This window comes from Nocardia asiatica NBRC 100129, from assembly GCF_000308415.1.
GTDB classification, from domain to species: Bacteria; Actinomycetota; Actinomycetes; order Mycobacteriales; family Mycobacteriaceae; genus Nocardia; species Nocardia asiatica.
Genome location: NZ_BAFS01000020.1, coordinates 1 through 12,587, shown reverse-complemented (window position 1 = coordinate 12,587; position 12,587 = coordinate 1). Strand labels below are relative to the sequence as shown.

General features: G+C 69.8%; 11 protein-coding genes and 1 pseudogene. 6 read left to right on the top strand and 6 right to left on the bottom strand.

Annotated elements, in window-relative coordinates; translation table 11 throughout:
- The 4 genes and pseudogenes from ON27_RS02380 to ON27_RS02365 all read left to right on the top strand — a co-directional run.
- Window positions 1-648, top strand: a pseudogene (locus ON27_RS02380) (metal ABC transporter ATP-binding protein); the annotation flags it as partial.
- A gap of 221 nt (window positions 649-869) precedes the next feature.
- The gene (locus ON27_RS02375) at window positions 870-1,739 is read left to right on the top strand and encodes a metal ABC transporter permease (RefSeq protein ID WP_043718632.1); all 870 of its coding nucleotides are present in this window, start codon (window positions 870-872) and stop codon (window positions 1,737-1,739) included.
- A 290-nt stretch (window positions 1,740-2,029) separates the two neighbouring features.
- On the top strand, window positions 2,030-3,202 hold the full coding sequence (locus ON27_RS02370; RefSeq protein WP_043718630.1) for an acyl-CoA dehydrogenase family protein: 1,173 nt from the start codon (window positions 2,030-2,032) through the stop codon (window positions 3,200-3,202).
- 55 nt (window positions 3,203-3,257) lie between these two features.
- Entirely contained in the window at window positions 3,258-4,064 is an 807-nt protein-coding gene (locus tag ON27_RS02365) for an enoyl-CoA hydratase/isomerase family protein (protein WP_043718628.1), read from the top strand.
- Window positions 4,065-4,203: 139 nt separating this feature from the next.
- Here the strand turns inward: ON27_RS02365 and ON27_RS02360 are convergent, their stop codons facing one another.
- The 6 genes from ON27_RS02360 to carD form a co-directional block, all read right to left on the bottom strand.
- On the bottom strand, window positions 4,204-4,482 hold the full coding sequence (locus ON27_RS02360; RefSeq protein WP_043718625.1) for a DUF4190 domain-containing protein: 279 nt from the start codon (window positions 4,480-4,482) through the stop codon (window positions 4,204-4,206).
- 322 nt (window positions 4,483-4,804) lie between these two features.
- Window positions 4,805-5,782, bottom strand: a complete 978-nt coding sequence (gene rlmB, locus ON27_RS02355) for a 23S rRNA (guanosine(2251)-2'-O)-methyltransferase RlmB (RefSeq protein WP_043718623.1) — start codon at window positions 5,780-5,782, stop codon at window positions 4,805-4,807.
- Window positions 5,782-7,188: a cysteine--tRNA ligase gene (cysS, locus tag ON27_RS02350; RefSeq protein WP_043718621.1), complete on the bottom strand. Its 1,407-nt coding sequence runs from the start codon at window positions 7,186-7,188 to the stop codon at window positions 5,782-5,784. The genes rlmB and cysS overlap by 1 nt, the downstream gene beginning before the upstream one ends.
- Before the next feature lie 64 nt (window positions 7,189-7,252).
- Entirely contained in the window at window positions 7,253-7,720 is a 468-nt protein-coding gene (gene ispF / locus ON27_RS02345; RefSeq protein ID WP_043718619.1) for a 2-C-methyl-D-erythritol 2,4-cyclodiphosphate synthase, read from the bottom strand.
- 2 nt (window positions 7,721-7,722) lie between these two features.
- A complete protein-coding gene (gene ispD, locus ON27_RS02340; protein ID WP_051046145.1) occupies window positions 7,723-8,448 on the bottom strand; it encodes a 2-C-methyl-D-erythritol 4-phosphate cytidylyltransferase in 726 nt (241 codons plus the stop codon).
- Between the two features lie 2 nt (window positions 8,449-8,450).
- Window positions 8,451-8,939: an RNA polymerase-binding transcription factor CarD gene (gene carD, locus ON27_RS02335; RefSeq protein WP_043718617.1), complete on the bottom strand. Its 489-nt coding sequence runs from the start codon at window positions 8,937-8,939 to the stop codon at window positions 8,451-8,453.
- Window positions 8,940-9,349: 410 nt separating this feature from the next.
- Between carD and ON27_RS02330 the strand changes: the two genes are divergently transcribed.
- The gene (locus ON27_RS02330; RefSeq protein ID WP_245559757.1) at window positions 9,350-10,120 is read left to right on the top strand and encodes a copper chaperone PCu(A)C domain-containing protein; all 771 of its coding nucleotides are present in this window, start codon (window positions 9,350-9,352) and stop codon (window positions 10,118-10,120) included.
- 919 nt (window positions 10,121-11,039) lie between these two features.
- The gene (gene radA, locus ON27_RS02325; protein WP_043718613.1) at window positions 11,040-12,437 is read left to right on the top strand and encodes a DNA repair protein RadA; all 1,398 of its coding nucleotides are present in this window, start codon (window positions 11,040-11,042) and stop codon (window positions 12,435-12,437) included.
- Window positions 12,438-12,587: the final 150 nt, after the last annotated feature.

Sequence of the window (12,587 nt, the reverse complement as noted above, 5' to 3'; positions counted from 1 at the left end):
CTGCTCGGCCAGCTGAGCTTGAGTTCCGGCACTGCCCGGATCGCGGGCTCCCCCGCGCGCACCGGCAATCCCGACATCGGCTATGTGCCGCAACAGAAGACGATCGACGCCGGGGTGCAATTGCGCGGCGTCGACCTCGTCGGGCTCGGCGTCGACGGACACCGCTGGGGCCTGGGACTTCGCTCCCGAGCCGAACGCAAGCGCAAGGTGGCCGCGGCCATCGCCGACGTCGGCGCGGAGCACTTCGCCTACGCGCCACTGGAATCCATGTCCGGCGGCGAGCAGCAGCGTCTCCGGGTGGCGCAGGCGCTGGTCGGCGACCCGAAGGTGCTGCTCTGCGACGAGCCGCTGCTCAGCCTGGACCTGGCGAATCAGCGGCTGGTCGCCGATCTGATCGACCGCCGCAGGCGCACCCACGACACCGCGGTGCTCTTCGTGACCCATGAGATCAATCCGATTCTGCCGCTGGTGGATCGGGTGCTGTATCTGGTCGACGGCCGGTTCCGGATCGGGACGCCGGACGCGGTGATGACCTCGGCGGTGCTCTCGGAGCTGTACCGCACCGAGGTGGACGTCCTGCGGGTGCGCGAACGCCTGGTGGTCGTCGGCACCGGCGACACCATGGACGCGCTCGGCACCGCGGGCGGTCACTGCCACGGACCGGCGGGCGACGAATTCGCACGCGGGGTGACCGCGCCGGACGGGACACCGGCGACAAGCGAACCAAAGGACCCGCCCCACACGGCCGCGGCCGATCCGCACGCCGACGAGCACGGGAGCGACCGACCGTCGGCACCCGACCCGGTGGCGAACGGCGACGGCAACCGCCCGGCACCGTCCGCGGACCCGGATCAGAGCGGAGTGCGTTCGTGACCGACAAGCTCTCCGGCGTGCTCGGCAAGATGCTGGACTTCGGCACCACGGCGAACCTGCTGTCCTACGGCTTCGTGCAGCAGGCGCTGCTCGCCGCGGCCCTGCTCGGGCTGCTGTCGGGGGTGATCGGTCCGCTGATCATCAGCAGGCAGATGTCCTTCGCCGTGCACGGCACCAGCGAACTGTCCCTGACCGGGGCCGCCGCCGCGCTGCTCGCCGGTATCGGGGTCGGCCTCGGCGCCATCGCGGGGTCGGTGGTCGCGGCGGTGCTGTTCGGCGTGCTCGGTACCCGGGCGCGCGAGCGCGATTCGGTGATCGCGGTGGTGCTGTCGTTCGGCCTCGGCCTCTCGGTGCTGTTCCTGTGGCTCGGCCCCGATCGCGCGGGCTCGAAGTTCTCCCTGCTGACCGGCCAGGTGGTGAGCGTCGGCAACAACGGCCTCGGCCTGCTCGCCGTCTGCACCGCCGGAGTGATCGCCGTGCTCGCGGTCGTCTACCGGCCGCTGCTGTTCGCCAGCTCCGATCCGGAAGTGGCGGTGGCGCGCGGCGTCCCGGTGCGAGGGCTGTCCATCGTGTTCGCCGTGCTGCTGGGTATCACGGCGGCGTTCGGCGTCCAGATCGTCGGGGCGCTGCTGGTCCTCGCCCTGCTGATCACCCCGGCCGCCGCGGCCGCCCAGCTCACGGCGAACCCGGTCCGGGCCACGATGCTCGCGGTGTTGTTCGCGGAGGTCGCCGCCGTGGGCGGCATTCTGCTCTCGCTCGCACCGGGCGTCCCCGTATCGACGTTTGTCACCACCATCTCGTTCCTGATCTACCTCGCCTGCCGCCTGCTCGGTCGCCGCGACCGCAAGCTCGCCGGCGCCCGCTGAAGGTTCGGCCTGTGACGGCGGTTGCTGAGCGTGCCGCATGAGGTTGCCGAGGAGTGCCGGCGTGAGCTCGGGCCGCGACTTCACGGTGTGATTTTCGTCGTCCGGTTCATCGGCCTCGAGCACTCGATCTCGCCGACCGCAAGGGCCCGCCCCGCGGTCCCGACACGGCGGTCAGGCGCAGATCACGACACCGGCCAGCACCGCACCCTTTGAGGGCAGCCGCCTTCAGTCATGTGCGCATGCTTTCGTATGCTCGACGCATCGCGCCCCCGAACGAATGGTGACCAACGATGATCGACTTCGCGATTCCCGCCGAACTCGCCGCCGAACGCGACCGAGTACGCCGGTTCGTCATCGACAAGATCGTCCCCTACGAGCGGGACCCGCGCCTGACCGCGCACGGCCCGACCGACGAACTGCGTCAGGAACTGGTCGAACTGGCCCGCGCCGAGAAATTGCTCACCGTGCAGGCGCCCGAATCGCTCGGCGGACGCGGGCTGACCCACATCGAGCAAGCCGTGATCTACGAGGCGGCGGGCTGGTCCACGCTCGGCCCGGTCGCGATGAACTGCGCGGCGCCCGACGAGGGCAACATGTTCCTGCTGTCCAAGGTGGCCGACCCGGACCAGGTCCAGCGCTACCTGGCCCCCGTGGTCGCGGGCCACCAGCGCTCGGTCTTCGCCATGACCGAGCCCGACGGGGCCGGCTCCGACCCTGCCCAGCTGTCCACCGAGGCCACCTTCGACGGCGCGAACTTCACCATCAACGGCCGCAAATGGCTGATCACCGGCGCCAACGGCGCGAAGACCTGGATCGTCATGGCGCGCCTCGCCGCCAACCCGCACCTGCCCGAGGGCCCCACGCTGTTCCTCGCCGACGGCGACGAGCCCGGCATCGTCATCGAACGCACGATGAACACGATGGACCGCAACTACGTCGCCGGGCACGGCGTGGTCCGCTTCGACAACCTGGTGCTGCCCAGGGAGGCGCTGCTGGGCGAGGCGGGCCAGGCGTTGCGCTACGCGCAGCTCCGGCTCGCCCCGGCCCGCCTGACCCACTGCATGCGCTGGCTGGGCGCCGCCGAACGGGCCCAGAGCATCGCGGTAGAGCACGCGCGCACCCGCACCGCCTTCGGCAAGCCGATCGGTGAACACGAGGGCGTCTCGTTCATGCTGGCCGACAACGAGATCGCGCTGCACCAGTGCAGGCTGACCATCTGGCACGCGTGCTGGCTGATGGACAACGGCGAGAAGGCGCGGCACGAGAGCTCGATCGCCAAGTCGTTCGTCTCCGAGGAGTTGTTCAAGGTCGCCGACCGGTGCGTGCAGGTGCTCGGCGGCATCGGCATCAGCGACGAGACCGTGGTCGAGATGATCTTCCGCGACATGCGCGCGTTCCGGCTCTACGACGGTCCCACCGAGGTGCACAAGTACGCCATCGGCCGCAAAGTCCTGCGCGGATAGCCGAGGACTTTCGGCCCGAGGTGAGGTCCGCCTCCGTCGGCTAACATCCTGTGGCATGAGTTCGGAACTGCACGTCGACGTCTCCCGGGGCGTCGCCGTGCTCACGCTCAACCGGCCCGCGCAGCAGAATGCCTTCACCCCCACGATGGCCGCCGAATTGGGCGCCGCGTTGCAGCGCTGCGACGCGGAAGACGCCATCCGTGCCGTGATCGTCACCGGCACGCCGCCCGCGTTCTGCGCGGGCGCCGACCTGTCCAATCGGGTCGGCGAGGTCAGCGCCACCATCGATCCGCCGCCGTGGCGGGTGCGCAAACCGGTGATCGCGGCGGTGAACGGCCATGCCGTCGGCATCGGGCTGGCGCTGGCTCTTCAGTGCGACCTGCGGTACATGGCGCGCGACGCGGTCTACGGGCTGAACCAGGTCCGCCGCGGCGTCCTGGCCGACGGCTACGCGCACTGGACGCTACCCCGGCTCGTTGGCATGGCCAACGCCGCCGACATCATGCTGACCGGACGCACGTTCGACGGTGACGAGGCGAAGGCGATGGGCCTGGCCAACAGCTCGCTACCCGCGGGCGAGGTGCTGCCCACCGCGCTGGCCGTCGCGCACGACATCGCCAACGGGTCGGCCCCACTACCCGTGGCGCTATCCAAGCGGCTGCTCTGGGAGGGGCTCGGAATGAGCCCAACCGTGGTCGGGCAGCTGGAAACCGAGCTGAACCAGCACGCGAGCAAGAGCATCGACGGCGGCGAGGCCATGGCCGCCTTCCGGGATCGCAGGCAACCCAGCTGGTCCGGCAGCGTCAGCACGGAATGGCCCGCCTGGGACGCCGCGGAGCGCGAACGGCCCAGTTTGGACTAGGCGGCTGCCTCCAACCCCGCTCAGCCGAGAACCAGCGCCGCCCGGCCTACGGCCTCGGCACGACGGACGAACCTCTACCCTGTCGCGTCCAGCGGCCTCGCGCTGTCGCGAGCGCACACGCGTCGGTGCGCCTCGCTGCTCAGGCGTTGCCGGTGAGCAGGAGGAGCAGGAACAGCACCGCGACGATGATCATCAGGACGGTGCCGATGACACCGAGGATGTAGCCGACCATCACCTGGGCGCGACCACCCAGCGCGCCGCCGGATTCCTCGATCTGGTCGAGCGCGCGCCGCCCCAGCGCCCACGCCACCGGCCCCAGCACCCCGCAGCAGAGCACGCTCGCCGCGCCGAGGAACAACACCGCCGTCGCGTTCGGATGCTCGACCGTCTGACCGATCGGCTGATTGGGTATCACCACCAGCCGAATTCTACTGGGATGTGCGGCCTCTCCGAGTCTTTAGGCCGTGCGAGTGTCCTCAGGTCGCCGGAGCCGGCGGACGCGAGATTCACACTCTGGTCCTACGTTTGGGAGATGCCGCAGGTCGGACACCCGGTGAGTTACCCGGGTTTTCTTGCGAAATCGCTTGACACGCAGTGTTTTTCGCGAAGCGGGACAAGCCGGTGGGTTCATTGGACGCCCGGCGCTCGGTTCGGGGCCCACAGGGAAACGGCGGGATGACCGAGCGGCCGTACCGAGCCATGACGCACCGGAGTGCGGCCGAAGCGCTGTGAGAACGTTCTCAGGCGCGGCGTTGCCGGGCGACTTCGGACAGCACCACACCGGCGGCGACCGACGCGTTCAACGATTCCACCGGACCCGCCATCGGGATCGACAGGATCGCGTCACAGGACTCGCGGACCAGGCGGGACAGCCCCTTGCCCTCCGAACCGACCACGATCACGGTCGGCTCACGGCCGTCGAAGTCGTCCAGGGTGGTGTCGCCACCGGCGTCCAGGCCCACGACCTGAACCCCCTGGGCCGCCCAATCCTTCAGCGTGCGAGTGAGATTCGTCGCGCGGGCGACCGGGAGCCGAGCGGCGGCACCCGCACTGGTGCGCCAGGCCACCGCGGTGACGCTCGCGCTGCGCCGCTGCGGAATCAGCACACCGTGGCCGCCGAAGGCCGCGACGGAGCGGACCACCGCGCCGAGGTTGCGGGGATCGGAGATGTTGTCCAGCGCGACCAGCAGCGCGGGCTGCGCGGAACCGCGAGCCCGGTCGAGCAGGTCGTCGGGGTGGACATAGCGGTACGGCGGCACCTGCAGGGCCACGCCCTGGTGCAAGCCGTTGGCGCTCATCCGATCCAGATCGGTGCGCGGAACTTCCAGGATGGAGATGCCCGCGTCGGCGGCGATCCGCACGCTTTCGGTCAGCCGATCGTCGTTCTCGGTACCCACCGCTACGTACAGCGCCGTCGCGGGCACACCCGCGCGCAGGCACTCGACCACCGGATTGCGCCCGAGCACCAGCTCCGGGCCGTCGTCGGTCTTGCGTCCCGCGGGCCGGCCCGCCGCGCCACGGCCGGGCGAACGGGTTTGCGTGGCCTTGGCTTTCGCGGCCGCGCGTTTGGCCGCCGGATGCTTGGTCCGCATCTCGGCGGGCGGGGTCGCGCCGCGGCCTTCCAGCCCGCGCCTGCGCTTGCCACCGGAGCCGACCACGGCTCCCTTCTTGCTGCCGGTCTTGCGGACCGCCCCTCGGCGCTGCGAATTGCCTGCCATCAGTTGGCCTTTCCGGATTGCGATGCGCCGAGCGCCCATTCAGGACCGTTGACGGTGTCGGTGACCTCGATGCCCGCGGATTGCAGGCGGTCGCGCACGCCGTCGGCGGTCGCCCAGTCCTTCGTCGCCCGCGCCTCTTGGCGGCGGTCGAGTTCCGCGCGCACCAGCACGTCCAGCGCGCCGAGCGCGGCGGAGGAATCACTCGGGGTGTACCAGTACGGGTCGAGCGGGTCGACGCCGAGGATGGCGAGCATGGCGCGCACCTGGCTCGCCAGATCACGCGCCGAGTCGATCGCGCCGACCTCCAGCGCCTTGTTTCCCTCGTGCACCGCGCGGTGGATCTCCGCCAGCGCCTTCGGCACCGCGAGATCGTCGTCGAGGGCGGCGGCGAACGCGTCGGTCCACTTGCCCACCGGAATCTCACCGGCCCGGTCCAGCACCCGATAAACGAATGCCTCGATGCGCTGGTAGGACTGCGCCGCGTCGTGCAGCGCCTTGTCCGAGTACTCCAGCATCGAGCGGTAGTGCGCGCTGCCCAGGTAGAAGCGCAGTTCGACGGCACGCACCTGTTTCAGCACGTTCGGGACGGACAGCACGTTGCCCAGCGACTTGGACATCTTCTCACCGCCCATGGTCACCCAGCCGTTGTGCAGCCAGTACCTGGCGAAGCCGTCACCGGCCGCTTTCGACTGGGCGATCTCGTTCTCGTGGTGCGGGAAAACCAGATCCATGCCCCCGCAATGGATGTCGAATTCGGGGCCGAGATAGAACCCGGCCATCGCGGAGCACTCCAGATGCCAACCGGGGCGGCCGGGGCCCCACGGCGAGGGCCAGGTCGGCTCACCCGGCTTGGCCGCCTTCCACAGGGTGAAGTCGCGCGGGTCGCGTTTGCCCTCGCCCGCGCTCTCGCCTTGGTGCACGTCATCGAGTCGATGCCCGGACAGCTTCCCGTAGTCGGGAAAGCTGACCACGTCGAAGTAGACATTGCCCGCCGAGGCGTAGGCGTGACCGCGGTCGATCAGCCGCTGCATCATCTCGACCATCTGGGTGATGTGGCCGGTGGCGCGGGGCTCCGCGGACGGCGGCAGCACGCCGAGCTGCTGGTAGGCGCGGTCGAAGGCGCGCTCGTGCGTGGCGGCCCACTCCCACCACGGCCTGCCCGCCTCGGCGGCCTTGATCAGGATCTTGTCCTCGATATCGGTGACGTTGCGAATGAACCAGACGTCGAAGTCGTGCGCCAGCAACCAGCGGCGCAGCACGTCGAACGCGACTCCACTGCGCACATGACCGATGTGCGGCTCGCCCTGCACGGTGGCGCCACAGAGGTACACCGAAGCACGGCCGGGGACCAAGGGCGCGAAATCGCGCGTGGTCCGCGTGTCGGTGTCAAAGAGGCGCAGGGTCACGGCAGTCGATCCTAGCTGGTGTATAAGGGCGTTCACGGACCGGCTCGGGTCCGCCGGAGCAGGATCAACGACAGGATTGCAGCAGGGCCGTCGCCACGGCGGCGACGCCCTCGCCGCGACCGGTCAGGCCGAGACCGTCGGTGGTGGTGCCGGACACCGAGACCGGGGCGTCGAGCAGCTCGCCGAGCACCTGTTGCGCCTCGGCGCGCCGGGGCCCGATCTTCGGTCGATTGCCGATCACCTGTACCGCGGCGTTGACCACCTCGAAGCCCGCCTCGCCCAGCAGCCTGCGAACTTCCTTCAGCATGGCGGCGCCGGAGACACCCGCCCATTCCGGACGCCCGGTGCCGAACACCGCGCCGACATCGCCGAGGCCGGCCGCGGACAGCAGCGCGTCGCACAGCGCGTGCGCGGCGACGTCGCCGTCGGAGTGACCGGCGCAGCCGTCGTCGCCGTCGAACAACAGACCGGCCATCCAGCACGGCCGGCCCGCTTCGATCGGATGGACGTCGCTGCCGATGCCGACGCGCATGGTCACGGCGTCACCGCCGGTCCGACACCCGCGCCGTCGAGCACCGCAGCGGCGAGCCGGAGGTCGAGCGGAGTGGTGATCTTGAAGGCCAGCGGATCGCCGGGAATGGTGTGGACGCCGACCCCGAGCCGCTCGACCAAGCCCGCGTCGTCGGTTGCCTGGATGCCCTCGTTCGCGTAGGCGGAGCGCAGCAGCTCGGCCCCGAAACCCTGCGGCGTCTGGATGGCGCGCAGCTGCGCGCGATCCGGAGTGCCGGTCACCGCGCCTGCCGCGTCGACGGATTTGATGGTGTCGGCCACCGGGAGACCCGGGATCACGGCGGGACGACCCGCGCGCAGTTCCGCCGCCACCCGGGCGATGAGCTCGGGCGGCGTGAGAGCCCGGGCAGCGTCGTGCACCAGGAAGTAGGCGGCCTCGGGCGCCGCGGCGATACCAGCGCGCACCGAGTCGGTGCGTTCGGCGCCGCCGACGACCACCTGAACCGAACCCGTGGGCGGCAGCAGGGCAACGGCGCTGTCGACGAGTTCGGTGGGAACCATCACGATGATCCGGTCGACCGCGCCCGAGGCGATCAAGCCTTCGACGGCGAGCCGGACCATGGGCGTGCCGCCGACCGGGACGAACGCCTTGGGTGTCGATTCACCCAGGCGCACGCCACGGCCGGCGGCAGGCACCAGAGCAACGACGGGTCCGTCGGTGGAACGGACACCGTTGTCAGGTGTGTACACGGTCAGGAAGCCGCTGCGAGGACCTCATCGAGCAGGGTCTCAGCCTTGCCGTCATCGGTGCCTTCGGCCAGCGCGAGCTCACCGACAAGGATCTGCCGAGCCTTGGCGAGCATGCGCTTCTCACCCGCGGACAGGCCGCGGTCCTGTTCCCGGCGCCACAGATCGCGGACGACCTCGGCCACCTTGTTCACATCGCCGGAAGCGAGCTTCTCGAGGTTGGCCTTGTAGCGGCGGGACCAGTTGGTCGGCTCCTCCGTATGCGGCGCGCGAAGCACCTGGAAGACCCGATCGAGACCCTCCTGACCCACGACGTCACGCACGCCGACGTATTCGGCGTTCGCCGCGGGAACCCGAACAGTGAGATCGCCTTGGGCGACCTTCAGGACCAGATACTCTTTTTGCTCACCCTTGATGGTGCGAGTCTCGATTGCTTCGATCAGCGCCGCTCCGTGGTGGGGGTAAACGACGGTGTCTCCGACCTTAAAAATCATGTGTCCCGTGCCCCTTTCGATGTTCACAGTTTAACATGCGACTCGATAACGGCGCGATCAACTGTGCAGGTCAGGGCCACAACGAGGCTACCGTGGGGCTTGACAGATGCCAGGCGGTGTGCATTACGTTGTGCCAGAACGAGTTATCTCCCGGCTCGGTCGGCGTCGTTCCCGTCCCCAGCCCCGGCATGTTCTCGGCAACCTCCGAAGCTCGACCGAACCGTTATGGACCCGGGGGTGTCGGCACGGACGTCCCAGTCCCGGCGGCGCTCCCGAGCGCGTATGCCGTCGGCACCCCTGGAGCCGGGTTGGCACAGCCCCCGCGCCCGCGCTGCCGAGCCAACTACTACGCTGCCTAGTTACTACGCTCCCGCGCGGAGCAGAGCCCGGTCGACATGGAGGGACAACCCGTGACTGCCCTGAAAGCTGTGACCGCCCCGAAGGGGGCGCGACGTCGCATGGTGACGGTTGCCGCACTCGCCGCCGGAGCGGCGATCGCCCTGTCCGGCTGTAGCGCGGGCCAGATCTCGCAGACCGCGGACCAGGTCGCCGCCGTGAACGGCAGTTACGCCGACGTCGGCAGCATCGCGCTGCGCAATGTGCACATCGTCTACCCGAACGAGGGCGGCGGCTACAACAACGCCAAGGGCGGCAAGGCGCTCATCGCGCTGTCCATCATCAACAACAGCGCGTCCGTCCCCGACGAGCTGACCAGCATCACCACCGACCTCGGCACCGTCAAGCTCACCGGGCCCGCCGGGAAGTCCGTCGTCGAGCTGGCTCCGCGGCAGACCGTGGTCGCGGCGAGCACGCCGGTCAAGCGCGAGGCCGCGCCGACCACCACCAGCGCGGCGCCGACCACCGGCGCGGGCGCGACCACCACCGCGCCGCGCACGACCGCGCCGACCACCACGGCCGATTCGCACGGCGGGGACCAGCACGGCGCCCAGCCCGCCACCGACCCCGAGGCGAAGCCGATCCAGATCGAGATCACCGGCCTGACCAAGGACATCACCCCCGGCCTGACCTACAACGTCTCGTTCAACTTCAAGCAGAACGGCACCGTCCAGGTCCAGGTCCCGGTCGACGCGGGCCTGCACACCGAACGGCACGTGTCCGACAAGTCCGGCCCCGCCGAAGCCGAGCACGGCAGCGGCTCCCACGGCAGCGGCGGTCACTGAGTTCCCCTCGCCACACCCACAGCATGTTCCCGGCCCCCGGCTAGCGCCCCGGGCCGGGCAACAGCACTTATAGCGCTCGAACCCGGCGGAACAGGATCACCCCGCCGCAAAACCCGTGCACCGGTCCCGCGCTCGACCACTCCCGCGTCCAGCGCACCTCGGTCCCGCACGAAGCCAGACCGAGCACCCGACGTCCACGGCCGGGCCCGGGCCTTAGTGGCCAACACCTAGACCGTTCAACCGGATCACCCCCGCCACACCCCCGTGCACGGTCTCCCGCGATTCACCGCCCACGCGCCCAGCACACCCAGGTCTCGGGACAAGTCGGACAGAGCACCCCACGTTCGCGGCCCCGCCTGGGCCCAAGTGGCCAACACTCAGCACCGGCCAACCGGATCACCCCGCCCACAGCCCCGTGCCAGTGTCCCGCGTTCGACCACCCGCGACCAACGCCACCCACCCCGGGTCCCGGACAAGTCAGACAGAGCATCCGACGTTCGTGGCCCTGCCCGGCCCAAGCGCGCAACATCGAGAACCGCTCAACCAGATACCCCGCCACACCCCTCGTGGACCGTTTCCAGCAATTCACCGCCCGGGCGCCCAGCACACCCCACCTGATGTCCCGAACGAAGCCAGACCGAGCACCCGACGTTCGCGGCCCGGCTCGCGTTTGCGCGGCCGCCGCGCAGGCGACGAAGAAGCGAACGCCAGCATGCCGGGAGGCCAGCACGAAGAGGCAAGCCGCATCCACGATGCCCGTGCTCCACCACCCACACGCACCCAGCGCACCCCAACCACGACTTTCGAGCGAAGCGAGACCGAGCATTGCCCGTTCGCGAGCCTCCAAGCGGCCGCGAACCCCGCCGCGCGAAGGCGCGGCAAATCAAACACTGTCAGCCCCGCTGCGTATGGTGCCCCTGTGGCAAAGACCAAGCCGACCTTCCGCTGCTCCGCCTGTTCGCACGAAGTCGCCAAATGGGTGGGCAAGTGCCCTGAGTGCGGGGCTTGGGGCACGGTCGACGAGGTAGTCGCCGGAGCGGGCGCGGTCGGTTCGCCGGGGCGCAAGGCGATGTTGCCCAGCACTGCGGCCGCGCCGATTTCGCAGATCGACTCCAAGATCACCAAAGCGCGGCCGACGGGCGTCAGCGAGCTGGACCGGGTGCTCGGCGGCGGGGTGGTGCCCGGGTCGGTGGTGCTGCTGTCCGGCGAGCCGGGGGTGGGCAAGTCGACGCTGCTGCTCGAGGTTGCGCATCGCTGGGCGGCCCAGCGCGAGGAGAAGGCGCTGTACGTCACCGCGGAGGAGTCGGCGGGGCAGGTCCGGTTGCGGGCCGATCGCACCGGCGCGGTGCACGATCGGGTCTACCTGGCGGCGGAATCGGATCTGTCGATCGTGCTCGGGCATGTCGAGCAGGTGCGGCCGACGCTCCTGGTGGTCGACTCGGTGCAGACGATGCTCGCCCCGGAGGTGGACGGCGTGATCGGCGGTGTCACCCAGGTGCGGGAGGTGACCGCCGCGTTGACGTCGCTGGCCAAGGCGAGCGGGATCGCGGTGCTGCTGGTCGGCCACGTCACCAAGGACGGCAATGTCGCGGGTCCGCGCACGCTCGAGCATCTGGTCGACGTGGTGCTGCAGTTCGAGGGCGACAAGAATTCGACGCTGCGCATGGTGCGCGGCATCAAGAACCGCTTCGGCAGCGCCGACGAGGTGGGCTGCTTCGAGTTGCACGAGGACGGCATCGCCGGTGTCGACGATCCGTCCGGCCTGTTTCTGCATCACCGCACCGATTCGGTGCCCGGCACGGCGGTGACCGTGGCCATGGACGGCAAGCGACCGCTGGTCGGGGAGGTGCAGGGCTTGACCGTGAAGACCGAGATCCCGCAGCCGCGCCGCGCGGTGAGCGGGCTGGACTACAACCGGGTCGCCATGGTGCTGGCCGTCCTGCAAAGCCGCGGACGGGTGTTCCTCGGCAAGAGCGACGTCTACGCCGCGACGGTCGGCGGCATGCGCTTGGTCGAGCCGTCCGCCGATCTGGCCATCGCGCTGGCCATCGCCAGCGCCGAATCCGACGTCCCGATCCCGCCGGGCTGGGTGATTCTCGGCGAGGTCGGCCTCGCCGGCGAGGTGCGCAAGGTCACCGGCCTCAACCGCCGGCTGGCCGAAGCCGAACGCCTCGGCTTCACCACCGCCCTGGTGCCGCCCGGCCTCGCCCCCGTACGGAACACCATGAAGATCCACGAGGTCACCGACCTCCGCTCCGCCATCCGCATGGCGGGCCTGCGCAAACTACGCGCCGCCCCAGAAGAAGCCGCCAGCTGACTCGGTCGCATCCCTACCGTGCCATCGCCACCCGCACCGGCAAATCGCACTGGCACCCACCACCCAGCCCCACCGGCCGAACCACCGATTCCTGCGAACCAGACCGAACATCCGCCGGTCCCGCACGCAGCACACCCAACCCCGAATTTT